Source organism: Pseudomonas sp. KSR10 (genome assembly GCF_022355455.1).
Taxonomy (GTDB): Bacteria; Pseudomonadota; Gammaproteobacteria; order Pseudomonadales; family Pseudomonadaceae; genus Stutzerimonas; species Stutzerimonas stutzeri_E.
This window is the reverse complement of sequence record NZ_JAKOEN010000019.1, coordinates 315686-341853: the sequence shown is the minus strand read 5'-3', so window position 1 is coordinate 341853 and position 26168 is coordinate 315686. Positions and strand designations below refer to the sequence as shown.

Here is a 26168-nt window from a genome sequence, read left to right as displayed (position 1 = left end):
GGGGTTGGCTCACCTGTGCGATGAAAAGGCTCGACGGCGGGGTACCGGCCTGGGCCTCACAGCTTCTATAATCGGTGCCTTAACCACACCCAGCGTGGAAACGGCACATGTTTGAAAACCTAACCGACCGCCTCTCCCAGACACTTCGCCATGTTACCGGCAAGGCCAAGCTGACCGAGGACAACATCAAGGACACCCTGCGCGAAGTGCGAATGGCGCTGCTAGAAGCTGACGTCGCACTGCCGGTGGTCAAGGAGTTCGTGGCCAAGGTCAAGGACAGGGCCGTCGGCACCGAGGTCTCCAAGAGTCTGACACCTGGTCAAGCGTTCGTGAAGATCGTTCGCGCCGAGCTGGAAGAGCTGATGGGCGCGGCCAATGAAGATCTTGCCCTGAGCGTGGTGCCCCCGGCCGTTGTGCTGATGGCCGGCCTGCAGGGGGCGGGAAAGACCACTACGGTTGGCAAGCTGGCGAGGTTCCTAAAGGAGCGCAAGAAGAAGTCGGTGTTGGTTGTTTCCGCGGACGTCTACCGCCCTGCGGCGATCAAGCAGCTCGAAACCTTGGCTGCGGAAGTGGGCGTGACCTTCTTTCCCTCCGATACCAGCCAGAAGCCTGTCGAAATCGCTCAGGCAGCGATTCGCGAGGCCAAGCTCAAGTTCATTGATGTGGTACTGGTCGATACCGCCGGCCGTCTGGCCATCGATGCCGAGATGATGGCCGAGATCCAGGCCGTCCATGCGGCGATCAATCCGGCCGAGACGCTGTTCGTCGTCGATGCCATGACGGGTCAGGATGCGGCCAACACCGCCAAGGCATTCGGCGAAGCGCTGCCATTGACCGGTGTCGTGTTGACCAAGGTCGACGGGGATGCGCGAGGCGGTGCCGCATTGTCGGTCCGTCACATCACCGGTAAGCCGATCAAATTCCTCGGCATGGGAGAAAAAAGCGACGCGCTCGAACCGTTCCACCCGGACCGAATTGCCTCGCGCATCCTCGGTATGGGTGATGTGCTCAGCTTGATCGAACAAGCCGAGCAGACGCTGGACCGAGAAAAGGCCGAGAAACTCACCAAGAAGCTGAAGAAGGGCAAGGGCTTCGATCTAGAAGATTTCCGCGACCAGCTTCAGCAGATGAAAAACATGGGTGGCCTCGGTGGTCTGATGGATAAGCTGCCGTCAATCGGCGGTGTAAATCTATCGCAGATGGGTAATGCCCAGGGCGCAGCCGAGAAGCAGTTCAAGCAGATGGAAGCCATCATCAATTCGATGACGCCTGTCGAGCGGCGCAACCCTGACATCATCAGTGGTTCACGCAAGCGCCGCATCGCCATGGGTTCTGGTACGCAGGTGCAGGATATCGGTCGCCTGATCAAGCAGCACAAGCAGATGCAGAAAATGATGAAGAAGGTCAGTGGCAAGGGGGGGATGGCCAAAATGATGCGCGGTATGGGTGGGATGCTTCCGGGCGGCGGGATGCCTAAGTTCTAACCCAGAGCTCTCGGCGTGCCATTTTGTTGGGCACCGCTGAAGCTGGGCAGGCCCGCTGCCGAGGCCTGTAGCTGTTTTTAAAAAAGCCATTTGCAAAAGTCCGGATAATCCTTAGAATATGCGGCCTTTCGGGCCTTGGGCCCTGCATTCAGATTTGCTGTACCGACTACAGGAACGATGTTCACATGGTAACTATTCGTCTCGCCCGTGGCGGCTCCAAGAAGCGCCCTTTCTACCACCTGACCGTGACCAACAGCCGCAATCCGCGTGATGGTCGCTTCGTTGAGCGTATCGGCTTCTTTAATCCGATCGCCTCGGGTGCGGAAGTGAAGCTTTCTGTAAACCAGGAGCGTGCTACTTACTGGCTGAGCCAGGGCGCACAGCCGTCTGAGCGCGTTGCTCAGCTGCTGAAGGAAGCTGCCAAGGCCGCTGCCTAAATACATGAACGCAACGTCTGTTCCGGCCGAAGACCTGATCGTTATCGGTAAAATCGTTTCGGTGCATGGCGTGCGTGGTGACGTAAAGATCTATTCCTTTACCGATCCGATCGACAATCTGCTGGGTTATCGCCGCTGGACGCTCAGGCGAGGCGACGAGGTCAAGCAGGTCGAGTTGGTCAAGGGGCGCCTCCAGGGCAAGGTTCTGGTGGCTACGCTGGGCGGACTGACTGATCGTGAAGTGGCGCGTACATACGCCGACTTCGAGATCTGCATACCCCGCAGTGAACTGCCTGACTTGGCTGGCGAAGAGTACTACTGGTTCCAGCTTCAGGGCCTGACGGTCATTAATCAGCTCGGGCAAGTGCTTGGGCGGGTGGATCATCTGCTGGAAACCGGAGCTAATGATGTCCTGGTGGTCAAGCCGTTTGACGGCAGCCTGGATGATCGTGAGCGCTTGCTGCCCTATACCGACCCCTGCGTGTTGAAGGTCGATCTGGATGCAGCCGAAATGCACGTCGAATGGGATGCGGATTTCTGACTGACATGTCCGGCTTTCGTGTCGAAGTGATCAGTCTGTTTCCGGACATGTTCGCTGCCGTCCGCGACTATGGTATTACCAGTCGCGCGGTGAAGCAGGGGCTGCTCCAGCTGCGTTGCTGGAATCCCCGGAACTACACCGAAGATCGTCACCAGACCGTGGATGATCGTCCCTTTGGCGGCGGCCCCGGCATGGTGATGAAGATCAAGCCGCTGGAGCTTGCACTGGCAGACGCCAGACAGGCCGCTGGCGAGAAGGCGAAGGTGATTTACCTGTCGCCTCAGGGGCGGCAGTTGAAACAGGCTGACGTCCGCGACTTGGCGAAGGAAGAGGCGCTTATTCTCATTGCCGGTCGCTACGAAGGTATCGACGAGCGCTTCATCGAGGCGCATGTCGATGAGGAATGGTCGATTGGCGATTACGTGTTGTCCGGCGGTGAATTGCCGGCCATGGTGCTGATTGATGCTGTGACCCGCTTGCTCCCCGGAGCGCTGGGTCATGCTGATTCCGCCGAGGAGGATTCGTTTACCGACGGCCTGCTCGATTGCCCGCACTACACGCGACCGGAAGTGTATGCGGATAAACGTGTTCCTGAAGTGCTGCTTAGCGGCAATCATGAGCACATCCGGCGCTGGCGTTTGCAGCAATCCCTCGGAAGAACCTGGGAACGCCGCGCTGATCTTCTGGATAGCCGCTCGCTTTCTGGAGAAGAACAAAAGCTGCTGACGGAGTATATCCGTCAGCGGGACGATAGTTAACGTATCGATGGCACGCCACGAAGGCCTGTCTTAGGAGCACAGCATGACCAACAAGATTATCCAGGCGCTCGAAGCTGAGCAGATGACCAAAGAACTGCCTCCGTTTGCCCCGGGCGACACCGTTGTCGTCCAGGTGAAAGTGAAGGAAGGCGAGCGTGAGCGTCTGCAGGCGTTCGAAGGCGTTGTGATCGGCAAGCGTAACCGCGGTCTGAACAGTGCATTCACCGTTCGCAAGATTTCCAACGGTGTGGGTGTCGAGCGTACTTTCCAGTACTACAGCCCGATGGTTGACAGCCTCAGCGTCAAGCGCCGTGGCGATGTTCGCAAGGCCAAGCTGTATTACCTCCGCGCGCTGTCCGGCAAGGCAGCCCGCATCAAGGAAAAGCTTTCCTGAGGAAAGCGTCCTTCAAAAAAAAGCAGCCTTCGGGCTGCTTTTTTTTCGCCGGTCAGTTGCTTTCAGTATCATCGCTGCGATTCGGCTGTCCTGGCTTTTGGGTTCTGGTGTTCCTTCGTACACTTTCAGCCTAATAAGCGCCCATGGCATTGTGATTGAGCGCTTCGGGCATCCAATGATGCGTGCAGGATAAGCTGCTCATGTTCACCGCTACAGAGCGGGCCGATCTGACGCGTCTGGTGCTCTATGGAACAAACATGCTTTTACCTGCCGATGAGTTTTCATGCCCGCACTCGATGATCCAATGATCGACCGTTTCCTCGATGCCCTCTGGCTCGAGAAAGGGCTATCGGATAATACCCGTGAGGCTTATCGGAGCGATCTGGCCCTGTTCAATGGCTGGCTCAACGCGCGAGGCGCTCGACTGATGGACGCCGGCCGGGAGGCGATTCTCGATCATCTTGCTTGGCGATTGGCCAATAACTACAAGGCGCGTTCCACCGCACGGCTGCTTTCCGGGCTTCGCGGTTTTTATCGGTTTCTGCTTCGCGAAGGGGAGATCTCGGTAGATCCCACGCTGCGCGTCGAGCTGCCGCAGCTTGGGCGACCGCTACCCAAGGCGTTGTCCGAAGCCGACGTGGAAGCATTGCTGGCCGTACCTGATTTTAGCGATCCGCTGGGGTTGCGCGACCGGGCGATGCTTGAAGTCCTTTATGCGACCGGCCTGCGTGTGACGGAGCTGGTGAGTCTCAGTCTGGAGCAAGTCAATCTTCGCCAGGGCGTGCTGCGCACGTTCGGCAAGGGCAACAAGGAGCGTCTGGTGCCGCTCGGAGAGGAGGCCATGCACTGGTTGACGCGTTATCTGCGTGACGCTCGGGATACCCTACTGGCGGGCAAGGCGAGTGACGTGGTGTTTCTCAGTCGGCGTGGTGATCTGATGACGCGGCAGACGTTCTGGCATCGAATCAAGCTGCACGCTCGGCAGGCTGGGATTGCGGCATCGATTTCACCTCACACGTTGCGTCATGCGTTCGCCACGCATCTGCTCAACCATGGCGCGGATCTTCGGACCGTGCAGATGCTGCTCGGTCATAGCGACTTGTCTACTACACAGATCTACACGCACATCGCGCGCGCGAGGCTGCAGGAGCTCCACGCGCAGCATCATCCGCGTGGCTGACCACAGGTCCCGTGAGCCTGCGCAGCAGGCCACAAAATCCGCGACCAAACGCCCAATGCCATGCGCTGGGGCGAAGTGGCTATGTTAATCTGCGGCCTTCCCTCGATCGAAGTCGCCAGGAGATTCCATGCGCGTGATTCGTTTATTTGCTGCGGCGACCCTCGGTCTTGCCAGCACCGTCGTCCTGGCCGCCGATGCCGACAAGGCAATTCGTGAATCGCTGCAATCCGTGCAGCCCGGCATGCCGATCGAAGCGATTGCCGAAAGCCCCATGGACGGTGTCTATCAGGTCCAGCTCAAGGGCGGGCGCCAGCTGTACGCCAGCGCCGATGGGCAATTCGTGATCCAGGGGTACATGTTCCAGTTCAAGGACGGACAGGCCGTCAACTTGACCGAGCAGGCCCAGAGTCGCTCGGTTGCCAAGATGATCGACGCCATTCCCGCTAATGAGATGGTGGTCTTCTCGCCAGAGAAGCCGAAGACTCATATCACGGTTTTCACAGATACCGATTGTGGCTATTGCCAGAAACTGCACAGCGAAGTGCCGGAGCTTAATCGCTTGGGTGTCGAGGTTCGCTATATGGCATTTCCGCGGCAGGGTATGGGCAGCCATGGCGCCAATACCCTGGCCAACGTCTGGTGCGCCAAGGATCGTCAGGCGGCGATGAATAAAGCCAAGGCGCGTGAGGAAGTACCCGATGCCAGCTGCGACGACCCCGTTGCGAAACAGTACGAGCTGGGTCAGCTGATCGGTGTTCAGGGGACTCCGGCGATCATTCTGGCTGATGGGCAGGTCATCCCTGGCTACCAGCCTGCACCCCAGCTTGCTGAGCTCGCTCTGAAAGCCCATTAAGGCCCTGGCAGCATCCTGAGGGTGCTGCCCCGTGCGCTACTGAACTGTTCCGCTCCTCACGTTCAAAAGCTGAAGGCATTCCGAGGAGATGTGAACATGAAGCTTGAAGGTTCCTGTCATTGCAAGGCTGTGCGGTTCTCGCTCGAATCGGCTGAACCCTATCCGTTCATGCGTTGCTACTGCTCCATCTGTCGCAAGACCGCCGGGGCGGGTGGCTATGCAATCAACCTGGGCGGCGATCAGCGGACATTGGCTGTCGAAGGCCGCGAGAATCTAAGCATCTACCAAGCCAAAATGGTCGATCCGGCAACGGGCGCGATCCGCGTCAGCGACGGTCAGCGTCATTTCTGCAAGCTATGCGGCAGCGCGCTCTGGTTGTGGGACCCCAACTGGCCGGATCTGGTCCACCCGCATGCATCGGCTATCGATACCGATCTGCCGGTGCCCCCGGAGTCTACGCATTTGATGCTGGCTTCGAAGGCGTCATGGGTTGAGCCGCAGATTGGACCGGACGACCGCTGCTTCGACCAATATCCAGACGAGTCGCTCGCCCAGTGGCATCAGCGCCTGGGATTGCAGAGCGAACCCGGTTAACGGAGATTTTCGGCGCCTCTGTCGATTTGACTAAATCTCGTGCGCTTCGTAATGTGCGACTCTTTTGTTCGGCCGCTGTGCGGGGCCGTTCGCTGGTAATGGGGAGTGCAGCTTGAAACCGGTGAAAGTTGGCATCTGTGGGCTGGGGACCGTCGGTGGCGGTACCTTCAATGTGCTCGAGCGCAACGCTGCGGAAATTGCCCGCCGTGCCGGGCGAGGAATCGAAGTCGCACAGATTGCGGCTCGTCATGCGAACCCTAGATGCAACCCCGGCGACACCCCAATCACCGCCGATATTTTCGAGGTGGCGAACAACCCCGAGATCGACATCGTCGTCGAACTCATCGGCGGTTATACCCTGGCCCGTGAATTGGTCCTCAAGGCTATCGAGAATGGCAAGCATGTGGTCACGGCGAACAAGGCGCTGATCGCCGTGCACGGCAATGAGATCTTCGCCAAGGCCCGTGAAAAAGGCGTCATTGTGGCATTCGAAGCCTCGGTCGCTGGTGGCATTCCGGTAATCAAGGCGATCCGCGAAGGCCTGGCGGGCAACCAGATCAATTGGCTGGCCGGCATAATCAATGGCACCGGTAACTTCATCCTCACTGAGATGCGTGAGAAGGGCCGTACGTTCGAGGACGTGCTCAAGGAAGCGCAGGAGCTGGGTTATGCCGAAGCCGATCCGACCTTTGATGTCGAAGGCATTGATGCCGCTCACAAGCTGACCATCCTCGCGTCCATCGCTTTCGGGGTGCCGCTGCAGTTCGACAAGGCTTACACCGAGGGCATTTCCCGTCTGACCACTGCCGACGTCAACTATGCCGAGGCGCTGGGTTATCGCATCAAGCACCTGGGTGTCGCGCGGAGCACTGATTCGGGTATCGAGTTGCGTGTCCATCCGACGCTGATTCCGGCCGATCGGCTGATCGCCAACGTCAACGGCGTGATGAATGCGGTCATGGTCAACGGTGATGCGGTCGGCTCGACCCTGTATTACGGTGCCGGCGCCGGCATGGAGCCGACGGCTTCTGCGGTAGTGGCAGACCTGGTCGATGTGGCGCGAGCGCTCACCACCGACCCGAACAACCGCGTCCCACATCTGGCGTTCCAGCCCGACTCGCTATCGGCCCATCCGATCCTGCCGATTGGCGCCTGCGAAAGCGCCTATTACTTGCGTATCCAGGCCAAAGATCATCCAGGTGTGCTGGCTCAGGTCGCGACCATCCTGTCCGAGCGCGGGATCAACATCGAGTCGATCATGCAGAAGGAAGCCGAGGTGCATGATGGCCTGGTTCCGGTCATTCTCGTCACCCACCGGGTGGTAGAGCAGCGTATCGATGATGCGATCACGGCGCTGGAATCGCTGACTGACGTGGTTGGCAGCGTCGTGAGAATCCGAGTGGAACAGCTGAATTAATCTGAGCTGAATCCGGAGCTGGAAGCTGGAGCGGATTGCTCTGCTTCAGTCTAAGGCCAACGGCTCAAAACGAAGGTTTGAAAACATGCGCTATATCAGTACCCGTGGCCAAGCGCCGGCCCTGAATTTCGAGGATGTTCTGCTCGCCGGTCTCGCCAGCGATGGCGGTCTCTACGTTCCGGAAAACCTGCCGCGCTTCACCGTCGAGGAAATCGCGTCCTGGTCGGGCCTGCCGTACCATGAGCTGGCTTTCAAGGTGATGCGACCGTTCGTTGCCGGCAGCATTCCCGATGCCGATTTCAAACAGATTCTTGAAGAGACCTACGGTGTTTTCGCCCACAGCGCCGTCGCGCCGCTGCGTCAGCTGAACGGCAACGAGTGGGTGCTGGAGCTGTTCCACGGTCCGACTCTGGCGTTCAAGGATTTCGCCCTGCAACTGCTGGGGCGCCTGCTCGACTACGTGCTGGCCAAGCGTGGTGAACGTGTGGTGATCATCGGCGCGACGTCCGGTGATACCGGGTCGGCGGCGATCGAAGGCTGCCGTCGCTGCGATAATGTCGATATCTTCATTCTTCACCCACACAACCGTGTATCGGAAGTGCAGCGTCGGCAAATGACTACGATCTTTGGCGACAACATCCACAATATCGCAATCGAAGGCAACTTCGACGATTGCCAGGAAATGGTCAAGGACAGCTTCGCTGACCAAGGCTTCCTCAAGGGCACTCGCCTGGTCGCCGTCAACTCGATCAACTGGGCACGGATCATGGCCCAGATCGTCTATTACTTCCATGCGGCGCTGCAGCTGGGCGGACCGGCGCGTTCGGTGGCGTTCTCCGTGCCGACTGGTAACTTCGGAGACATTTTCGCCGGCTACCTGGCGCGCAATATGGGCTTACCGATCAGCCAGCTGGTGGTGGCGACCAACCGCAACGACATCCTGCACCGCTTCATGAGCGGCAACCGTTACGACAAAGATACGCTGCACCCGTCGCTGTCGCCTTCGATGGACATCATGGTGTCGTCGAACTTCGAGCGTCTTCTGTTCGATTTGCACGGACGTAACGGTGCCGCCGTGGCCGAGCTGATGAGCGCTTTCAAATCCAGTGGCAAGCTGTCAGTGGAAGAAGAGCGCTGGACTGAGGCACGCAAACTGTTCGACTCGCTGGCCGTGGATGACGAGCAGACCTGCAAGACCATTGCCGAAATTTTTGAGACCACTGGCGAGTTGCTCGATCCCCACACGGCCATCGGTGTGCATGCCGCGCGTGAGTGTCGTCGCAGCTTGTCGATACCGATGGTGACGCTCGCAACTGCGCATCCGGTAAAGTTCCCCGAGGCGGTTGAGAAGGCGGGCGTCGGCAAGGCGCTGGAGCTGCCAGCCCATCTCGCCGACCTGTTCGAGCGGCCGGAGCGTTGCACGGTGCTGGCCAACGATCTGAAGGCCATGCAGGCTTTTGTCGGTGAGCACGGCAATCGCGGCAAGCCGCTATGATCCAGCGCCGCTGATCGACTCGATGGCATGCGCTTGGTTTATCGCAACCAAGCGCAATCCGCTTCACTGTTCCCGCTCGTGACAGGCTTTACCTGGGCTGACGAGGTACGATATCTCTCGGCAAATCCCTGATTGGCTACCGGGGCCCTGCGCTACGCTCGCTCATATGGGCTGTCTGGCCGTATCGCCATATCAGTCGGCGACGATCACACCGTCGAGATTGACCGCTTCCAGCTTGTGGCTGAGATGGCCTCTAAGAATGTTGCCCAAGCGCTTACCATCACGATCCCGCAGCGCCTCGATCATTTCCACGTGGTCATTCACCGCTTTGCGCCAGAAGTCCTCATTCATCTCCATCGTGTAGCGGACTCTTTTCACTCGCTGGCTGAGGTTGTTATACATCTCCAGCAGTATCGGGTTGCCAGACGCCAGCAGAATTCGTTCATGGATCTGCTGGTTGACTTGGAAATAAGCCTGCAAGTCTTTGCGTTCGTAGTGGTCGATCATCCTCTGATGAAGCTCGCAGATGCGTGCCAACGCCTCGTCGTCCAGGTGCAGACAGGCGGCTTCACCGGCCAACCCCTCCAGCGCTGCCATTACGTCGTACGTATGCTCTACGTCACTGAGGGACAGACGGCTCACGCGCGCGCCCCGATTCGGCAGAATTTCCACCAACCCTTCTGACGTCAAAACTTTCAGCGCTTCGCGAAGCGGCGTCCGGGAAATACCGAACGTCTCGCAAAGCTGCTTTTCGGAAATCTTTTCGCCTGCAACCAGCGAACCGTGTTCGATCAGCTCACGGATTCGATTGGCAGCTTCCTGATAAAGAATCTTGTGCTGGATTTTTTCCAAGGCTGTTTTTCCTGGTTGAGGCGGCCAGACCGACACGCAAAATCTTGCCTGCAATTGATATCAGCGAGAGGTCTGCTAGCGTTTTGAATTAAGAATACAAAATAGGTCAGAAATACGACATAAGCTAAACATGCAAGAGCAAAAAGTGGTTGGCGCAACGTCGTCTCGCCAGCCTCCAACACCGTCCCGTCGTTTTGCAACGGTGCCCTGATCAGTTTCGCCTGGTCTAGCACCCGGCTATCGGAGAAAAATCACATGGCTGGCAAGGTCTATCGTTCGAGCGTAGTCATAACACGAGTACAAGCCCGGCAAATTATCGATGCAGCGTTCGCCGAGGCAAGAGTGCAAAACATGGAACCGCTGACCCTCTTCGTCATGGACGCGGGCGGCAACCTTATCGCAGCCGAGCGCGAAGATGGTTGTGCCCCGTTGCGCTTTTCGGTTGCCAGGGGCAAGGCCTTCGCAGCGCTGGGCAACGGCGTATCCAGCCGCACGGTGGGCGAGCGAAACGAATCGCGCCCCGCTTTTCTGGCCTCGGTGGCGGCGGCTTCCGACGGGCATTTCGTTCCCGTGCCGGGCGGCGTTTTGATTCTCTCGAATGATGACGAGGTAATCGGCGCCGTGGGCGCTAGCGGCGCGTCTTCCGATGAAGACGAACAAGCCGCGGTTGTGGGAATAGAAACGGCTGGCTTGCGCGCCGGTATCGTTCCAGCCTGACTTCATGCATTTGGCGGTCGGCGCAGCCACCAACTGCTTCGTGCGGGCAGGGTCGCGTTCGGCCATCGGCATCGCTCTGATGCAGCATTTAGGCGTTCATTTCATCGTGGCCTCCCGTTCAGCCTGCTTGGGCTGACTGATCTCCGGCGGGGGGCTTCTTGAGCTCCCCTGGCCAGATGGCGATAGAGCGCTGGCCCCCACCTTCTTTTTTCGCCTGGATCCGCCCGCCCGTTTGGGAGGAGCGGACGGACGGTGGCAGTTTTTCTTGGCTCGTTTCTGGCGTACCGCAAAAAGCTGGTCTAAGGTCTGGATCGGGTTATGAATAATGAATTCATTTTTGTTGTTCACGTCCCGTTAGCCGGTTCCCGCCGCTGCCGGCGCTGTCGTTGGAGCAATGGGTCAGCCCGATTGTGAAAGAAGGTTTTGCGGTACGCCTCAATAAAAACAAGAGTGGAGGTCAGCATGAAAGTCTTGAAGACAGCCTTGATCGCATCCCTGTTAGGTCTCGCCACCTCTGCAGTGCAGGCGGCCGAACTACAGATCAAATTCGGCCACGTGGGTGGGCCGGGTTCCCTGTTCGAAATCACCGCCAATAAATTCGCCGAGACCGTCAATGAGAAGCTCAAGGGTAAAGCCAAGGTGGTGACCTATGGCTCCAGCCAGTTGGGTAGCGATTCGCAGATGCTCAACAAGCTCAAACTGGGTTCGCTCGATCTGGCTTTGCCCTCGACGGTGATGAGCAGCGTGGCGCCGGAGTTTTCCTTGTTCGAAATGCCTTACCTGATCACCGATCGCGAGCACATGCAGCGCGTTCGCGACGAGCTGGTTCGCGACGTGATGTACAAGGCCGCCGAAGGCAAGGGTTACCGGATCATCGGCGTATGGGAAAACGGAGTTCGGCAGATCACCAACAACTCCCGGCCGATCGTCGTACCGGCCGATCTGAAAGGCTTGAAGTTGCGTACGCCCAACGGGATATGGCGGGTCGAAATGTTCAAGAGCTACGGCGCCAACCCGGCTCCGATGGCGCTCTCCGAAGCCTTCGTGGCGCTGCAGACCGGCGCCATGGATGGTCAGGAAAACCCTCTGGTGCAGATCTATTCCCAGCGCTTTCACGAAGTCCAGAAGTACCTCTCCCTGTCCAACCATGTCTACACCCCGGCTTTCGTTCTCGCGGGCGCCAGTTGGCAGCGCTTTCCTGAGGACGTCAGGAAGGTTCTGAGCGAGGCGGCGCTGGAAGCCGAAGCTTTCGCGCTGGAGCAGGGCGCAGCGCTGGATGAAAGCCTCGTCAAGAAAATGAAGGAGGCAGGCATGGAGGTGAACGAGGTGGACCAGCAGGCCTTCATCGACGGCTCCAAGGATATCTACGCGAAGTTCGCCGAAGAGGTCGAAGGTGGCCAGGCAATGCTCGACGAGGTCGAACAGCTTCGCCAGATGTAGCCACCTGCCTGTCGCAGAGATCGCATCCTGACTAACGCCTGAGCGCTGCGGTGCTACAGGCCGACCGGAGAGAGCCGATGGGGTTTTTCACCGCTTTCAGAAAGGGCTTTTCCAAGTTTTTGGAAATCATCGTGGTTGCCAATGTGATCGCATTGACGTTGGTCGTTACGGTTGGCTTTGCGTCGCGACTGGCTGGCTCGCCGTTCAGCTGGTACGACGAGGTGGCATCGGTCGGCCTGGCCTGGCTCACCTACTACGGTGCCGCCCTGGCGGCGGCCAAGGGCGCCCACATCGGTTGCCCCACCGTGGTCAATTACTTCCCGCCGAAGCTGCGCGTGCCGATCGCTCTGCTCGCCGAGGCGATCACCATCGGGTTCTTCGTGCTGCTGGCCTACACCGGCACGCAGGTGGTGCTCATCCTGGAGGGGTCTTCACTGGTCAGCCTCACGCACGTTTCGCTGCAACTGACGCAATCGGTGCTGCCCATTGGCTCGGTGCTTTTCATCATTGCCGAGATCCTGCGCCTGCCTGAGGTGATCGAAAGCGCGAAAGGCGATGGTTTCGTCGATCACGAGCTGGAAGAAGCGGGGGTCAGGCCCGCGAAGGCATGACCGGGACAATCCAGAGCGAGTGCCTGCTGCGGCGCTCGGGAGAATAACGATGACCATCTTTTACATGTTCGCAGGGTTGATACTGCTCATCCTGATCAATGTCCCGGTCGCCATTTCGCTGGGCATCGTCGGTGCGGTGGCGATCTTCTCCAGCTACGGCGCACTGGCCCTTCCGAATATCGGCATGGTGATGTTCGACGGCACGACCAGCTTCCCGCTGATCGCCATTCCGCTGTTCATCCTGGCCGGCGCGATCATGAACGCCTCGAGCATCTCGCGGCGCCTGATCGACCTGGCCTCGGCGATGCTCGGCTTCATCAAGGGCGGCTTGTCGATGGTGACCATCGGTGCCTCGATCTTCTTCGCGGAGATTTCCGGCTCGGCGGTCGCGGGCGTATCGGCTATCGGCAGCATCATGATCCCGGCGATGACCAGCAAGGGCTATTCAAAGGAATTCTCCGCCGCGTTGTCGTCCTCGGCCGCCAGTCTCGCGATCATTCTGCCGCCGTCGATTCCGATGATTCTCTACGCCGTAATGTCGGGAGAGTCGGTGGTGAAGATGTTCGTTGCCGGCATCTTCCCTGGATTGCTTGGTGCGATGGGGTTGGCAGGCATGTGCTACTACCTGGCTAGGAAGAACGACTTTCCGTCCGAGGGAGCGTTCCAGACCAAGCGGTTGTGGGAGGCGTTCAAAGGAGCGATCTGGGCGCTGTCGATTCCGGTGATCATCCTCGGAGGCATCTTTGGCGGGATCGTCACGGCCACCGAAGGAGCTGCGCTGGCGGTGGTGGTGGCGATCTTCATCAGCGCCTTCGTCTATCGCGAGTTCACGCTGCGCACCTTTTACAAGGCGTGCCTGGACGCCGGCGTGCAAACCGCGGTGGTCATGTTGCTGGTAGCGAGCTCCGCGGTGGTGGGACTCTACCTGACCGAAACGCAACTGCCACAGCAGTTGGCCAGTTCCATCAGCGAGTGGACCAGCAACAAGTATGTGATTCTGGCGCTACTCAACATCATCTTTCTGATTCTCGGTGTTTTTCTGCACTCAGCGGCGGCGATCATTCTGGTCGTCCCTATCGTGCTGCCGCTGGTGCTGGCTGTCGGCATCGACCCGATCCACTTCGGGCTGATCGTCACGCTCAACCTGGCGATCGGGCAACAGACACCACCGGTTGCCAGCGTGCTGATCGCGTCCTGCTCGATCGCAAAGTCCGATATCTGGGCCACCTCCCGGACCAACCTGTGGTTCCTCGGTGTGCTCTTCGTGATCCTGCTGATCAATACCTATGTGCCTGCGTTTGCCTTGGCGCTGGTGAACCTGATCTACGGCGCCTGACCGCTATTTGATGCCCCACTGCCAAGCAGGCGGCGGGCAGGAGGAGACAAAGATGAGTGACGTGTCTCAAGGACAAGTCGACTGTCGTGTCGACCAAGGCGTCGCCTGGGTCGGCTTCAACCGGCCGGAGAGCCGTAACGCGATGACCTGGCAAATGTACGACGCGCTGGAGCGCTTGTGTCGGGAGTTGGAGGCGGACTCGAACGTCGTCGCCGTGGTGTTTCATGGCTGCGGTGGGAAGGCGTTCGTGGCCGGCACCGATATCAAGCAATTCGCTGAGTTCGAAGGCGGCGAGGCGGGCGTGAATTACGAGCGCCGCATCGATAGCGTAATCGCGGGGCTGGAGAACCTGCGCAAGCCGACCATTGCCTTGCTCGAAGGCTTCTGTGTCGGCGGCGGCGCGGCCATCGCGCTGGCCTGCGATTTTCGATATTGCACACCGTCGCTGAAGTTTGGTGTTCCGATCGCCGAGACCCTGGGCAACTGCCTCTCGGTGACCAACGTATCACGTCTCATGGATCTGCTCGGCGTACCTCGCACGAAGGAGGTGCTGATGGCGGCCGAACTTATCGAAGCACCAGAGGCGTTAACGGCCGGACTGGTCAGCGCTGTATTCGAGCCCGACGTTATCAGCGCGGAGGTTGCTCGCAAAGCGCAGGCGTTTGCCGGTCGCGCACCGCTGACCGTGCAGGCGACCAAGGAGACCATCAACCGAGTACTGGCGCACCGGCGTACGCCGGCGGACGCCAGCGATGACTGGATACGCGCCTGTTACGGCAGCCGTGACTTCAAGGCTGCGGTCGACAAATTCGTCAGCAAGACCCCGTTCGAATGGACCGGTGAGTAGCTTTTGCCGATCCCCGTGTTGGAGAACCAAGCATGCTTCCGCTGAGCAACGTGAAAATCCTGGATATCTCGCAAATCATGGCGGGCCCTTACTGCACCATGGTGCTGGGTGACCTCGGAGCCGAGGTCATCAAGGTCGAGAAAGCCAATGGTGGTGACGACAGCCGACAAATGGGGCCCTACGTCAACGGCGAGTCCACCTGCTTTTTTCAGATCAACCGGAACAAGAAAAGCATCTCGCTGAATCTCAAGGACGAGCGGGCCCGGGACGTTTTCTATCGGCTGGCCTTGGATGCGGACGTCATCGTCGAGAACTACCGGCCGGGAGTGACGCAGTCGCTTCAAATCGATTACGAGACGATCCGTGCCCTGAATCCCGGGATCATCTATTGCTCGATTTCAGGCTATGGCCAGACCGGTCCCTCCCGCAACAAAGGCGGGTTCGATCTTGTAGCGCAAGGAATGAGCGGCCTGATGTCTATGACTGGCGAGCCTGGCAAGCGCCCCTTGAAAACCGGCATTGCGGTTTATGACATCGGCGCTGGCCTCACCGCTATCTATTCGATTCTTGCTGCTTATATTCACAAGCAGGGCACCGGTGAAGGACAGCACATTGACATCGCTATTACCGAATGCGGGCTGCCTTGGTTCGCCTGGGAAGCGGCCGCCTACTTCGCCGAGGGTACCGTGCCGCAGCCCACGGGATCGCGTCATCGCATCTCCGCGCCTTATCAGGCAGTCAAGGCTCGAGACGGCTACCTGATGCTTGGCTGCGCCAATCAGCGGACCTGGGAACGCCTGTGTCGCGACGTGATTGCGCGCGAGGACCTGCTTGGCGACGAGCGCTTCGTCACCAACAGCGACCGCGCGCGCAACGTCGAGGCGCTCGAAGAGATCCTCGAAGCGATCCTGTCCCAGCAGTCCATGGCGCATTGGCTCGGCCTGTGCGAGACGGCAGGGGTGCCGGCAGGGCCGATCAATGATTTCGCGCAGGCCATGCACGACGAACACTACCTGGAGCGCGGCATGGTTCAGGAGGTCAGCCACCCTGTGATCGGCAATATGAAAACCATTGGCTTTCCCGCGAAGTTTTCCCGCACGCCTTCACGGATTCGCCGACCTGCTCCGCTGTTTGCCGAGCACACCGACGAGGTACTGCATGAAATCGGTATGACCGGCGAAGACATCAGCCGGCTACGTAGTGAGGGCTGCATCCGCTGAACTGTTTAGTTCTATGTGGTATTGAATTCAAAACTCAAAATACAAGATCAAGCGTCCTGGAGAACCGTCATGCTGAAGCTCGATTTCCACCCGTCCGGTCGCCATTTCCTACAGATCCCGGGGCCTTCTCCAGTACCGGATCGTATTTTGCGCGCCATGAGCTTGCCGACCATCGATCACCGTGGTCCTGAATTCGGCGCCCTGGGTCGCGAACTGCTGAGCAAGGTTCGGCAAGTGTTCAAGACCCAGCAGCCAGTGGTGATCTACCCCGCGTCCGGTACCGGCGCGTGGGAGGCGGCGCTGGTCAATACGCTGTCGGCAGGTGACCGGGTACTGATGTTCGAAACCGGCCACTTTGCCACCCTATGGGAAAAAATGGCGCGACGGTTGGGGCTCGAGCCTGAATTCATCGGGTTGCCGGGTTATGAAGGCTGGCGCCGTGGCGTGCAGGCGGAAATGATCGAGCGGCGCTTGAAGGAAGACAGCGGCAACACGATCAAGGCCGTCTGCGTGGTGCACAACGAGACGTCCACCGGTGTGACCAGCGATATCGCGGCGGTGCGCCGCGCCATCGATGCGGCCAAGCATCCGGCACTGCTGCTGGTCGATACCATTTCCGGCCTGGCCTGCGCTGATTATCAGCACGACGCCTGGGGCGTGGACGTGACCATTTCCGGTTCGCAGAAGGGCTTGATGCTGCCCCCGGGTATCAGCTTCAACGCGGTCTCGGAAAAAGCGATCGCAGCCAGCCGCAGCGCGAAATTGCCGAAAAGCTTCTGGGCCTGGGACGAAATACTCGAGCTCAACCGCAGCGGCTATTGGCCCTACACGCCCAACACCAATTTGCTGTACGGGCTGAACGAAGCGCTCGACATGTTGCTGGGAGAGGGCCTCGATCATGTCTTTGCGCGGCATCAGCGCTGGGCGGCCGGGGTTCGCAAGGCCGTCGAGACCTGGGGCCTGGAGGTGCAGTGTCAGGAGCCAAGCGTCTATTCGCCGGTGCTGACCGGTGTGGTGATGCCGGAGGGGGTGGATGCCGACGAGGTGCGCAGCCTGATCTATCGCCGTTTCGACCTTTCGCTAGGGACCGGGCTGGGTAAGGCGAAGGGCAAGATGTTCCGCATCGGTCATCTCGGTGACTGCAACGACCTCACCCTGATCGCCACGCTCGGTGGTTGCGAGGCTGGCCTGAAGATGTCCGGCGTGTCGCTCACGGGCAGCGGGGTGCTCGCCGCACTGGACTACTTCGCAGCGAACCCGCTAGACGAGTCGCACTGACATTTCCCCTTTGATGGCAGACATGGGAGGTCGTGATGACTTCGTTTACCGAACCCAGAATAACGGCGAGCAAGGTGTCATCGGAGCGCTCGTCGGCCTTGGCTGAGCGCTTGCGGCGCGAGATCGCCGGCGACGTACTGTTCGATCCGGCGTCACGTGGTCGCTACGCGACGGACGCTTCGATCTACCAGATTACGCCGGTCGGCGTGGTGATTCCGCGCCATCAGCATGATTTGCTGGTCGCATTGGATATCGCCCGAGATGCCAAGGTGCCGCTGCTGGCGCGCGGTGGCGGCACCAGTCAGTGCGGGCAGACGGTGGGTGATGCCCTGGTGGTCGATACCAGCCGTTGGCTGAACCAGATCGTCGAATTCGATGCGGATGCCCTGACCGTGGTGGTAGAGCCAGGGGTCGTGCTCGACGACCTGAATCGCTGGCTCAAGCCACATGGTTTGTGGTTTCCGGTGGACGTGTCGACCTCGGCCCAATGCACCCTGGGCGGCATGGCCGGCAACAACTCCTGCGGCTCGCGCTCCATTCGCTACGGCAACATGGTGCACAACGTTCTAGGCATCGATGCGTTGCTGGCGGATGGCAGCGAGGCGCGCTTCGGTCTGCTCCATGAGCTGGCGCAGGGCGATCGGGTACGCCAGATCGCCCGCGAGGTGCAGCAAATTGCCGAGCGCGAGCAGCGCAATATTCGAGAGTATTACCCGAAGGTGCTGCGCCGCGTGGGCGGGTACAACCTTGATCTGTTCGACTGCCAAAACCCGCTTCCTTACGATTCGAATGGGCAGGTCAACCTGGCCCATTTGCTGATCGGCTCAGAAGGTACGCTCGCGATCACCCGGCGGATCAAGCTCAAACTGGTGCCGCTACCCCAGCACAAAGTACTGGCCGTGGTGAACTTCCCGACCTTCTATCAGGCCATGGACCTGACCCAGCACATCGTGACGCTCGACCCAACAGCGGTCGAGCTGGTCGATCGCACGATGATCGACCTGTCGATGGAAAACCCGTCCTTCAAGCCGGTGATCGAGAAGGCATTGATCGGCCAGCCGGAGGCATTGTTGCTGGTTGAATTCGCGGGCGAGGAGGTCGCCGGTCTGCAGGAACAGCTCGGCCGACTGAGCGAGCTGATGGCTGACCTCGGTCTGCCCGGCAGCGTGGTCAAAATGACCGAAGCGGTGGAGCAGACAGCCCTGTGGAACGTACGTAAGGCCGGCCTGAACATCATGATGAGCATGAAGGGAGACGGCAAGCCGGTGTCCTTCATCGAAGACTGTGCCGTGCCGCTGGAGCACCTGGCTGAATACACCGCCAAGCTCACCGAGGTGTTCCACAAACATGGCACCGAGGGCACCTGGTACGCCCACGCCAGTGTTGGCACCTTGCACGTGCGACCGATTCTCGACATGCGCCGCGACGGTGCGCAAAAGATGCGCGCCATCGCCGAAGAAGCATCGGCGCTGGTGCGTGCCTACAAGGGGGCCTTTTCCGGCGAGCATGGGGACGGCTTGTGCCGCGGGGAGTGGGTGGCATGGCAGTTCGGCCCGCAGCTCAATGCCGCGTTCAAAGAGGTTAAGCAGCTGTTCGATCCGGACAACCTGTTGAACCCGGGCAAGATCGTCGATACCCCGCGCATGGACGATCACAGCTACTTCCGTTTCCCCAAAACCTATCAGCCGATTCCGGTGACGCCGGTGCTCGACTGGTCGGACTGGAATGTGTTGCGCGATCCACTTACCGGCGAGCAGAGTGCGCCCGGCAGCGGCGCCGATCCGACCGGTGGGCTGATCGGCGCCGTGGAGATGTGCAATAACAACGGTCATTGCCGCAAGTTCGATGCGGGCACAATGTGCCCCAGCTACCGAGCGACACGCGATGAGCAGCATCTGACCCGCGGCCGTGCCAACACATTGCGATTGGCGCTATCCGGCCAACTGGGTCCCGATGGGTTGGCCAGCGAGTACGTCAAGGCTGCGCTCGATCTGTGTGTCTCCTGCAAGGGCTGCAAGCGTGAATGCCCGACGGGCGTCGACATGGCGAAGATGAAAATCGAAGCCCGCGCAGCCTGGGCGAAAGCCCATCCGATGCCGCTGCGTGAGCGCCTGGTGGCGCAAATGCCGCGCTATGCACCGTACGCCAGGCATTTGGCTGGCCTGACGGACATCGTCGAGCGCATGCCGCTGCTGTCGCAATGGCTCAAGCGCTCCTTGGGATTGGCTGGCCAGCGTGCGCTGCCACGCTTCGCGGGCAACTTCCTGGCGACCGCTCCGACAAGCCGTTCGACGCATACGCGGGAGGCCCTGCTATTCGTTGATACCTTCAACAACTACATGGAACCGGAGAACGCGCGGGCCGCCTGTCGTGTCCTCGAGGCGGCTGGCTATCGGGTCCACTTCAACCAGGCGCCACGAGAGCGGCCGTTGTGCTGCGGACGCACCTACCTGGCGTCGGGGCAGATCGGCAAAGCAAAGGCGGAGGCCCGGCGCACGCTCGACTATTTGCTGCCGTTCGTCGAACGTGGCGTGAGCATCGTCGGGCTTGAACCTTCGTGCCTGTTGACCATGCGCGACGAATTCCTCCGCTACGGTTACGGCGAGCAGGCCAAGATGCTGTCCAAGGCATCCTTCCTGTTCGAGGAGTTTCTAGTCAGGGAGCAGGCGGCCGGTAATCTGCAGCTCCAACTCAAGAGGCTGGACGCATCGCGCGCGCTGCTGCACGGTCATTGCCATCAGAAGGCGTTCGATGCGCTACGGCCGGTGGAGCAGGTGTTGCGCTGGATACCGGATCTGGAGGTTAGAACCGTCGAAACCTCCTGCTGCGGGATGGCCGGTAGTTTCGGCTACGAGCGCGAGCACTACGATGCTTCGGTGCAGATGGCCGAACTAGCGTTGTTGCCGGCGGTGCGCAAGGCGCAAGCGGAGGATCTGATAGTGGCCGACGGGACCAGTTGTCGTCACCAGATTCATGACGGGGCCCAGCGTGAAGCCTTGCATGTGGCGAGGGTGCTGGAGCGGGCATTGGCGTGATGTATCAACGCGGGCGATCTCCCGCGCGATATCAACGCCGGATCGCCCGGGATTTAGCGCGAGGGCCGGCCAATGCCCGGCTGGGCGAGCAGGGGTAGTGTCCGCTTCAGTCGTCGAACTCTTCCCAGCCGCCCATTTCTCTCCAGCGATTGACGATGCCGCAGAACAGCTCGGCGGTCTTTTCGGTGTCGTAGCGAGCCGAGTGAGCTTCCCGTCCATCGAAATCGATTCCAGCCGCCTGACAGGCCTTGGCCAGCACGGTCTGGCCATAGGCGAGGCCGGCGAGGGTGGCGGTGTCGAAGCTGGAAAACGGGTGGAACGGGTTGCGCTTGATGTCACAGCGCGCAATGGCCGCGTTGAGGAAGCCCAGATCGAAGCTGCTGTTGTGACCAACCAGAATGGCGCGCTTGCAGCCGGCTGACTTCACCGCCTTGCGTACACTGCGGATGATTTCGTTCAGCGCCTGAGATTCAGGAACCGCCATCCGTAGCGGATGGTCCAGCTTGATGCCGGTGAATTCCAGCGCTGCGGCCTCGATGTTGGCCCCAGCGAAGGGCTCTACCCGGAAAAACAGCGTTTCCTGTGGATAGAGCAGGCCCTGCTCATCCATGCCGATGGTCACCGCGGCGATTTCCAGCAGCGCATCGGTGGCGCAATTGAAGCCGCCGCACTCGACGTCCACCACAACCGGAAGGAAGCCACGAAAGCGCCTTGCCATGGGCGAGCGCGGCTTGCCAGGGACGTTGCCTTCGAGTTCGTCGTCGAACTGCTCGTCACTCATGCGCTTGTCTCCAACCGCCACTGCAGGGTTTCGCCGGCGCGCAGGGGCACCACGTTGTGCTCGCCGAATGGCAGGTTGGCCGGCACGCTCCAGGATTCACGGACCAGGGCGATCTGCTCGGTGTTGCGCGGCAGGCCATAGAAGTCCGCACCGAAATGGCTGGCGAAGGCCTCCAGCTTGTCCAGCGCCTGGCGTTGCTCGAACGCCTCGGCATACAGCTCGATCGCCGCAAAGGCGGTGTAGCAGCCGGCACAACCGCAGGCACTTTCCTTGGCATGCTGGGCATGGGGGGCTGAGTCGGTACCGAGGAAGAACTTCGGATTGCCGCTGGTGGCCGCGTCGAGCAGGGCTTCCTGATGGATGTTGCGCTTGAGGATCGGCAGACAGAAGAAGTGCGGACGGATGCCGCCGACCAGCATGTGGTTGCGATTGTAGAGCAGATGGTGGGCGGTGATCGTCGCGCCGACATTGGCGCTGGCCGCCTCGACGAACTGCACCGCGTCGCGGGTGGTGATGTGTTCGAACACCACCTTGAGGCTGGGGAAACGCTCGGTAATCCGACTCAGCTGTTCGTCGATGAAATATTTCTCACGATCGAAGATGTCGATCTCGGAGCGCGTGACCTCGCCATGCACCAGCAGCGGCAGGCCGATTTCGGCCATGGTCTCCAGCACCGGGAAGATGTTGTCGATGCGGGTTACGCCCGACGCCGAATTGGTGGTCGCGCCGGCGGGGTAAAGCTTGGCCGCATAAACGAAGCCGCTGGCTTTGGCGGCGCGGATGTCGTCGGGCTGCGTGCCATCGGTGAGATAGAGCACCATCAGCGGCTCGAATACGCTTCCGGCTGGGCGGGCGGTGAGGATCCGCTGGCGGTAGGTCTGCGCTTCCGCGGCATTGCGAACCGGCGGAACCAGGTTCGGCATGATGATCGCGCGCGCGAACTGGTGTGCGGCGTCCGCCACGGTGTACGGCAACGCTGCGCCGTCGCGCAGATGAATGTGCCAATCGTCGGGGCGCAGTAGTGTCAGTCGGTCAGACATGCAGGGTTCCAGGCGGGTAAAACGTGCGCAAATGCTACCGGAAAATTCGGTGGCTCGCTTCAGCCCCTGAAACTATAAGCGCCGATCGGGCGGAACAGTGAAGTTGCCAGGGCGCCGCGAAGAACCGCAATGGTGGGCGCATGGCCGGCATCAGGGCCGCGGGCAATCGCCATTGGGATTCGTTGCCCAATGCCGAGCCGTCCGGGCAATGCTGTCGGCCAGCCCGGCGATGGCGCGCTGGTGGGCCAGCACAAGGCTGTCCAGCTCGACGCCCGCCTGCTGGTGGATCACGCTGGCGCAGGTCAGTGTCCGGCTGCTCCCGCCGCGTTCGCTCAGCTCCAGACTCCATACAACGTCCAGTGCGGCATGCACGCCGGGCAGCGAGTCGAAACGACGAACATCGGTACGCAGGCTCATCACCGGTGCTCCCGCCCGTCCCGGCAGACCCGCCAGGTCGCGTACGCCGAGGCGGTGTTCCAGCTCGATCGCCAATGCATCATGGAACTCATCGGCAGGCGGCGAGGCCCAGAGCGCGTTCTCGAGAATCGCTAAGCGGCCATCGCTTTCGCGCACCACCAGGCTCGGCTGGTCGACTTGCACGGGAATTCGCACGGGCAGCACCTGCAACTGGAACGCGACCGGCTCGACGGTGCCGGTCGTCTGCGGCTGGGTGGCAATGAGCGTGTGGTAGCGCGTCGGCACCGAGCTGCAGGCGCCCAGGATCAATGCGCCGACGAGCATGAGGAGAGAGGGACGCGGGGTCATGGCTGGTGCTCCGAATTCAGTTCGCGGGAAGTGGCTTGGCCCTTGTAGTTGGCCGGTGTTTCGTCACTGCTGCGACCGCGGATCAGCGATTCCGGGTGGCGTCCGAGATAGTCGGAAAGTGCCCGTACGGAGCGTACCGCACGCTGGACTTCTTCGAGCGTGTCGCCCAGTTGCTGACGCTGCGGCGAACCCTCGGCCAGCGTTTGGTTGGCGTTCTGCAGGGTTTGTTCCGATCGCTCCAATGTTCGCTGGAGCTGGGGAAGGACATCACCGTTGACCTGCTTCAGGGTCTGTCGCAACTCACCGAGACTGCCATTCAGGTTATCGGCCAGGGACTCGATGGGCAGCTTGCTGAGTTTGTCGACCATGGCCTGCAGTTGTTCCTGCAGCTTGTCGAAGCTGCCGGCGATGGTGGGAATGACCATTGGGCGGGCATTCTGGTCGAAGGCGACCTTCGGCGCCCGCTGGTCGAAGTCCAGCGAGATGTACAGCTGGCCGGTAAGCAGATTGCCTGTTCGTGCCTGCGCCCTCAGCCCGCGCTCGACGAATATCTGCATGAGACGAGCGGTGTGCTCTTCGGTATTGCCGCCCAGGGTCTTGGTCAGCTTGTCGTGCGCAGCGCCCAAGCGATTGGGAAAGATCACCGCACCGACTACTACGGGAAAGGTTTTGCTCTTTTCGTCGTAGTCGAGCTTGACCGATACCACGCGACCGACCGGCACGCCGAGAAACTCCACCGGCGCATCGACTTTCAGGCCGCGTAGGGGCTGACCGAAACGCATCTGAATGTAGCGCGGCTGACCGTCAGCGGGTGCCATCGCCTGGCGAACATCGGCAAACAGCGAGAACTCGCTGTCTTGCGTGGCTGGCTTCGCGTCCGGGCTGTAGTTGGGCGCGCGAAAAGCGATGCCGCCGGCGAGTATGGCCGACAGTGACTCGGTATTGACTCGAAGGCCATCCGCAGCGATGGACACGTCGACGCCGCTGGCATTCCAGAAGCGGGTGTCGTCGGTGACGAACTGATCGTAGGGGGCATTGACGAAGACCTGAACCTGAACGCCCTTGCCGTCGTCGGCAAGCTTGAACGAGATCACTTGGCCGACCTGAATGCGACGGTAATACAGCGGCGAGCCGATGCCGAGCGAACCCAGGTCATCGGTGTGCAGCGTGAACTGCTTGCCTTTGGCGCCGAAGGTCACCGGCGGCGGGGCTTCCAGGCCGATGAATTCGCGCCGGGTTTCTTCCGCGCGACCGGCATCGGCCCCGATGAAGGCGCCGGAAAGCAGGGTATCGACGCCGGACACGCCGCTGGCCCCGATGCGCGGACGCACGACCCAGAACTTGGTGTCTTCGCGGGTGAATGGCTCGGCGTTCTGATCCAGCTGCACGGTGGCGATGACGCGGGTTTGATCCTCACTGAGCGCGATCGCGGTGACCTGACCTATGACCACGTTCTTGTACTTGACCTGTGTCTTGTTGGCCTCGAGCCCTTCCGCCGTCTCGAAACTCACGCTTATCTGCGGTCCGGCTGAAAGCCAGTTCTGCATGACCATGGAAAATCCCACCAGCGCGGCGACGATGGGAACCAGCCAGACCAGCGAGACACGGACACGCCGGTGCCTGATCTCGGGGGAGCCGGCTGACAATTCAGGAGAGTGAGGGTTATCTGACATCGTTTTTCTCTGCGTCCCAGATCAATCGCGGATCGAAGCTCATCGAGGCCATCATCGTCAGCACCACGACCAGCCCGAAGAACAGAATACCCAGGCGCGGCTCGATGGTGCCCAGGGCGCGGAACTGCACCAATGCCGCCACCAGCGCGACCACCAGCACGTCCAGCATCGACCAGTAGCCGATGGTTTCGATGAAACGGTACAGCCGTGCGCGTTCGCGCATGGCCCAGCGGCTACGGCGTTGGGTGCTGATCAACAACATGCCGAGGACGAAGAATTTCATGCAAGGCACCCCGACGCTGGCGATGAAAATCAGCAGGGCTATATCCCACGAGCCGTCTTTCCAGAATTCCACCACGCCGCTGAGAATGGTGTTTTCGCTGCCGCTGCCGAACATGTCGGTGTACATCACCGGCAGCATGTTGGCCGGGACATACAGAACCAATGCTGCAATGAGCAATGCCCAGGTGCGCGCCAGGCTATTCGGTTTGCGCCGATGCAGCGGGGCCTCGCAGCGCGGACACTCGAGATCTTCCAGGCGACATGCCAGGCCGCAGTCGTGGCAAAGCTGCAGGCCCAGCTCACAAGCGTAGGGCGGCCGTATCATCGTCCCGGTACGCCCAGTTCGTCCCACAGACCGTCGCGCACATCGCGGCCCGCGATCAGCAGGATCAGAATGGTCAGGACGGCCGTGGCCCAGAGTCCGATCCCCGGATGCACATCGGCCATGTCGCCGAGCTTGATGATGGCGACCAGAATGCCGAGCAAACACACTTCGAGCATGCTCCAGGGGCGAAGATGTTCCAGCGCCCGCATGCAGGCGCTAAAACCCGGCGCGATTTGGCCGCTGCGCGCATACACCAGGACCCAGGTCAGCAGAATGATCTGCAAAGCCGGCGCGAAGATGATGCTCAGGCCAGCGACCAGCGCGATGGGCGTGATCCGCCCTTGCGCCAATGCCTCGACGGTCCCCCATAACGTCGCCTCGTTGCTGAGGCCCTGCAGGCCTATCTGCATGATGGGAAACGTGTTGGCGAATAGAAACAGGATGGCGGCAGCCAATGTCAGCGCCAGCAACTGATCGGCGTTCAGGAATCTGGCCCGCTCCAGCAGTGCGCCACAGCGCACGCAGTGGGCCGTCTGGCGGCGCGCCAATGCAGGGCGCTGATACACCGAATCGCAGTGCTCGCAGATGATCAGCGGCGTTCCGCCCAGGATGTCCAGATGTGACACCGAAAGCGGGTCGGGCGATTCGGCTGTTTGTCGGGGTGGCAGGCTGTCTTGCTTCAAGGCATCCACTCGATGGGAAGAATCGACAGAAAACGACACGCAGGCTTTGCCCAGACGCTCGTTTGCGGCTCGGTATCATGGCGCGGCTGCTGGCTGCGCCGTTGCTCCAGCCAATGGAGTTTGCCTGATT

The 26168-nt window shown here is 60.4% G+C and carries 25 protein-coding genes; 18 read left to right on the top strand and 7 right to left on the bottom strand.

The window, feature by feature from the left end; genetic code table 11:
- The first annotated feature begins 107 nt into the window (after positions 1–107).
- The 10 genes from ffh (at position 108) to thrC (ending at position 9153) form a co-directional block, all read left to right on the top strand.
- On the top strand, positions 108–1484 hold the full coding sequence (ffh, locus tag MCB86_RS10520; protein WP_239610819.1) for a signal recognition particle protein: 1377 nt from the start codon (positions 108–110) through the stop codon (positions 1482–1484).
- Between the two features lie 185 nt (positions 1485–1669).
- Positions 1670–1921, top strand: coding sequence for a 30S ribosomal protein S16 (rpsP, locus tag MCB86_RS10515; RefSeq protein WP_003282953.1), 252 nt, complete (start codon positions 1670–1672; stop codon positions 1919–1921).
- A gap of 4 nt (positions 1922–1925) precedes the next feature.
- Positions 1926–2462 (top strand): ribosome maturation factor RimM, encoded by a 537-nt coding sequence (rimM, locus tag MCB86_RS10510; protein WP_045160969.1) that lies wholly within the window; start codon positions 1926–1928, stop codon positions 2460–2462.
- 5 nt (positions 2463–2467) lie between these two features.
- Positions 2468–3220, top strand: a complete 753-nt coding sequence (trmD, locus tag MCB86_RS10505) for a tRNA (guanosine(37)-N1)-methyltransferase TrmD (RefSeq protein ID WP_045160970.1) — start codon at positions 2468–2470, stop codon at positions 3218–3220.
- A gap of 43 nt (positions 3221–3263) precedes the next feature.
- Positions 3264–3614: a 50S ribosomal protein L19 gene (gene rplS, locus MCB86_RS10500; RefSeq protein ID WP_021208319.1), complete on the top strand. Its 351-nt coding sequence runs from the start codon at positions 3264–3266 to the stop codon at positions 3612–3614.
- Between the two features lie 283 nt (positions 3615–3897).
- A complete protein-coding gene (gene xerD, locus MCB86_RS10495) occupies positions 3898–4794 on the top strand; it encodes a site-specific tyrosine recombinase XerD (protein ID WP_239610818.1) in 897 nt (298 codons plus the stop codon).
- A gap of 127 nt (positions 4795–4921) precedes the next feature.
- On the top strand, positions 4922–5647 hold the full coding sequence (locus MCB86_RS10490; RefSeq protein ID WP_045160972.1) for a thioredoxin fold domain-containing protein: 726 nt from the start codon (positions 4922–4924) through the stop codon (positions 5645–5647).
- 96 nt (positions 5648–5743) lie between these two features.
- The gene (locus MCB86_RS10485; protein WP_045160973.1) at positions 5744–6241 is read left to right on the top strand and encodes a GFA family protein; all 498 of its coding nucleotides are present in this window, start codon (positions 5744–5746) and stop codon (positions 6239–6241) included.
- Between the two features lie 112 nt (positions 6242–6353).
- Positions 6354–7658 carry a homoserine dehydrogenase gene (locus MCB86_RS10480; protein ID WP_239610817.1) on the top strand — a complete coding sequence of 435 codons (1305 nt, stop codon included), beginning with the start codon at positions 6354–6356 and terminating at the stop codon, positions 7656–7658.
- A gap of 85 nt (positions 7659–7743) precedes the next feature.
- Positions 7744–9153, top strand: coding sequence for a threonine synthase (gene thrC, locus MCB86_RS10475; protein ID WP_045160975.1), 1410 nt, complete (start codon positions 7744–7746; stop codon positions 9151–9153).
- Positions 9154–9345: 192 nt separating this feature from the next.
- Here the strand turns inward: thrC and MCB86_RS10470 are convergent, their stop codons facing one another.
- Positions 9346–10005: a GntR family transcriptional regulator gene (locus MCB86_RS10470; RefSeq protein ID WP_045160976.1), complete on the bottom strand. Its 660-nt coding sequence runs from the start codon at positions 10003–10005 to the stop codon at positions 9346–9348.
- Positions 10006–10260: 255 nt separating this feature from the next.
- Here MCB86_RS10470 and MCB86_RS10465 point away from each other — a divergent pair, with 255 nt between their 5' ends.
- From MCB86_RS10465 to MCB86_RS10430, 8 genes are all read left to right on the top strand, one after another.
- Entirely contained in the window at positions 10261–10722 is a 462-nt protein-coding gene (locus MCB86_RS10465; protein WP_045160977.1) for a heme-binding protein, read from the top strand.
- A 462-nt stretch (positions 10723–11184) separates the two neighbouring features.
- Complete coding sequence (locus tag MCB86_RS10460) at positions 11185–12162, top strand: TRAP transporter substrate-binding protein (RefSeq protein ID WP_045160978.1); 978 nt, start codon at positions 11185–11187, stop codon at positions 12160–12162.
- A 77-nt stretch (positions 12163–12239) separates the two neighbouring features.
- On the top strand, positions 12240–12773 hold the full coding sequence (locus tag MCB86_RS10455) for a TRAP transporter small permease subunit (protein WP_045160979.1): 534 nt from the start codon (positions 12240–12242) through the stop codon (positions 12771–12773).
- A 49-nt stretch (positions 12774–12822) separates the two neighbouring features.
- Positions 12823–14109, top strand: a complete 1287-nt coding sequence (locus tag MCB86_RS10450) for a TRAP transporter large permease (RefSeq protein ID WP_045160980.1) — start codon at positions 12823–12825, stop codon at positions 14107–14109.
- 52 nt (positions 14110–14161) lie between these two features.
- The gene (locus MCB86_RS10445; protein ID WP_045160981.1) at positions 14162–14956 is read left to right on the top strand and encodes an enoyl-CoA hydratase/isomerase family protein; all 795 of its coding nucleotides are present in this window, start codon (positions 14162–14164) and stop codon (positions 14954–14956) included.
- A 32-nt stretch (positions 14957–14988) separates the two neighbouring features.
- The gene (locus MCB86_RS10440; RefSeq protein WP_239610815.1) at positions 14989–16176 is read left to right on the top strand and encodes a CoA transferase; all 1188 of its coding nucleotides are present in this window, start codon (positions 14989–14991) and stop codon (positions 16174–16176) included.
- 69 nt (positions 16177–16245) lie between these two features.
- A complete protein-coding gene (locus MCB86_RS10435; RefSeq protein WP_045160983.1) occupies positions 16246–17454 on the top strand; it encodes an aminotransferase class V-fold PLP-dependent enzyme in 1209 nt (402 codons plus the stop codon).
- Between the two features lie 35 nt (positions 17455–17489).
- Positions 17490–20489 (top strand): FAD-binding and (Fe-S)-binding domain-containing protein, encoded by a 3000-nt coding sequence (locus MCB86_RS10430; RefSeq protein WP_239610814.1) that lies wholly within the window; start codon positions 17490–17492, stop codon positions 20487–20489.
- Positions 20490–20595: 106 nt separating this feature from the next.
- Here MCB86_RS10430 and rnt read toward each other — a convergent pair whose 3' ends face one another.
- The 6 genes from rnt to MCB86_RS10400 form a co-directional block, all read right to left on the bottom strand.
- Positions 20596–21270: a ribonuclease T gene (gene rnt, locus MCB86_RS10425; protein ID WP_239610813.1), complete on the bottom strand. Its 675-nt coding sequence runs from the start codon at positions 21268–21270 to the stop codon at positions 20596–20598.
- The gene (gene pyrC / locus MCB86_RS10420; RefSeq protein ID WP_239610812.1) at positions 21267–22310 is read right to left on the bottom strand and encodes a dihydroorotase; all 1044 of its coding nucleotides are present in this window, start codon (positions 22308–22310) and stop codon (positions 21267–21269) included. The genes rnt and pyrC overlap by 4 nt, the downstream gene beginning before the upstream one ends.
- 150 nt (positions 22311–22460) lie before the next feature.
- The gene (locus tag MCB86_RS10415; RefSeq protein ID WP_045160987.1) at positions 22461–23075 is read right to left on the bottom strand and encodes a PqiC family protein; all 615 of its coding nucleotides are present in this window, start codon (positions 23073–23075) and stop codon (positions 22461–22463) included.
- Positions 23072–24748: an MlaD family protein gene (locus MCB86_RS10410; protein ID WP_045160988.1), complete on the bottom strand. Its 1677-nt coding sequence runs from the start codon at positions 24746–24748 to the stop codon at positions 23072–23074. The genes MCB86_RS10415 and MCB86_RS10410 overlap by 4 nt, the downstream gene beginning before the upstream one ends.
- Positions 24738–25355 (bottom strand): paraquat-inducible protein A, encoded by a 618-nt coding sequence (locus MCB86_RS10405; RefSeq protein WP_045160989.1) that lies wholly within the window; start codon positions 25353–25355, stop codon positions 24738–24740. The genes MCB86_RS10410 and MCB86_RS10405 overlap by 11 nt, the downstream gene beginning before the upstream one ends.
- A complete protein-coding gene (locus MCB86_RS10400) occupies positions 25352–25966 on the bottom strand; it encodes a paraquat-inducible protein A (protein ID WP_080890557.1) in 615 nt (204 codons plus the stop codon). The genes MCB86_RS10405 and MCB86_RS10400 overlap by 4 nt, the downstream gene beginning before the upstream one ends.
- Between the last annotated feature and the right edge of the window lie 202 nt (positions 25967–26168).

What these genes read in the sequence shown, in the direction of transcription:
- ffh (WP_239610819.1), top strand. Translation starts at nt 108, where the DNA reads ATGTTTGAAAACCTAACCGACCGCCTCTCCCAGACACTTCGCCATGTT.
- rpsP (WP_003282953.1), top strand. Translation starts at nt 1,670, where the DNA reads ATGGTAACTATTCGTCTCGCCCGTGGCGGCTCCAAGAAGCGCCCTTTC.
- rimM (WP_045160969.1), top strand. Translation starts at nt 1,926, where the DNA reads ATGAACGCAACGTCTGTTCCGGCCGAAGACCTGATCGTTATCGGTAAA.
- trmD (WP_045160970.1), top strand. Translation starts at nt 2,468, where the DNA reads ATGTCCGGCTTTCGTGTCGAAGTGATCAGTCTGTTTCCGGACATGTTC.
- rplS (WP_021208319.1), top strand. Translation starts at nt 3,264, where the DNA reads ATGACCAACAAGATTATCCAGGCGCTCGAAGCTGAGCAGATGACCAAA.
- xerD (WP_239610818.1), top strand. Translation starts at nt 3,898, where the DNA reads ATGCCCGCACTCGATGATCCAATGATCGACCGTTTCCTCGATGCCCTC.
- MCB86_RS10490 (WP_045160972.1), top strand. Translation starts at nt 4,922, where the DNA reads ATGCGCGTGATTCGTTTATTTGCTGCGGCGACCCTCGGTCTTGCCAGC.
- MCB86_RS10485 (WP_045160973.1), top strand. Translation starts at nt 5,744, where the DNA reads ATGAAGCTTGAAGGTTCCTGTCATTGCAAGGCTGTGCGGTTCTCGCTC.
- thrC (WP_045160975.1), top strand. Translation starts at nt 7,744, where the DNA reads ATGCGCTATATCAGTACCCGTGGCCAAGCGCCGGCCCTGAATTTCGAG.
- MCB86_RS10465 (WP_045160977.1), top strand. Translation starts at nt 10,261, where the DNA reads ATGGCTGGCAAGGTCTATCGTTCGAGCGTAGTCATAACACGAGTACAA.
- MCB86_RS10460 (WP_045160978.1), top strand. Translation starts at nt 11,185, where the DNA reads ATGAAAGTCTTGAAGACAGCCTTGATCGCATCCCTGTTAGGTCTCGCC.
- MCB86_RS10455 (WP_045160979.1), top strand. Translation starts at nt 12,240, where the DNA reads ATGGGGTTTTTCACCGCTTTCAGAAAGGGCTTTTCCAAGTTTTTGGAA.
- MCB86_RS10450 (WP_045160980.1), top strand. Translation starts at nt 12,823, where the DNA reads ATGACCATCTTTTACATGTTCGCAGGGTTGATACTGCTCATCCTGATC.
- MCB86_RS10445 (WP_045160981.1), top strand. Translation starts at nt 14,162, where the DNA reads ATGAGTGACGTGTCTCAAGGACAAGTCGACTGTCGTGTCGACCAAGGC.
- MCB86_RS10440 (WP_239610815.1), top strand. Translation starts at nt 14,989, where the DNA reads ATGCTTCCGCTGAGCAACGTGAAAATCCTGGATATCTCGCAAATCATG.
- MCB86_RS10435 (WP_045160983.1), top strand. Translation starts at nt 16,246, where the DNA reads ATGCTGAAGCTCGATTTCCACCCGTCCGGTCGCCATTTCCTACAGATC.
- MCB86_RS10430 (WP_239610814.1), top strand. Translation starts at nt 17,490, where the DNA reads ATGACTTCGTTTACCGAACCCAGAATAACGGCGAGCAAGGTGTCATCG.
- rnt (WP_239610813.1), bottom strand. Translation starts at nt 21,270, where the DNA reads ATGAGTGACGAGCAGTTCGACGACGAACTCGAAGGCAACGTCCCTGGC.
- pyrC (WP_239610812.1), bottom strand. Translation starts at nt 22,310, where the DNA reads ATGTCTGACCGACTGACACTACTGCGCCCCGACGATTGGCACATTCAT.
- MCB86_RS10415 (WP_045160987.1), bottom strand. Translation starts at nt 23,075, where the DNA reads ATGACCCCGCGTCCCTCTCTCCTCATGCTCGTCGGCGCATTGATCCTG.
- MCB86_RS10410 (WP_045160988.1), bottom strand. Translation starts at nt 24,748, where the DNA reads ATGTCAGATAACCCTCACTCTCCTGAATTGTCAGCCGGCTCCCCCGAG.
- MCB86_RS10405 (WP_045160989.1), bottom strand. Translation starts at nt 25,355, where the DNA reads ATGATACGGCCGCCCTACGCTTGTGAGCTGGGCCTGCAGCTTTGCCAC.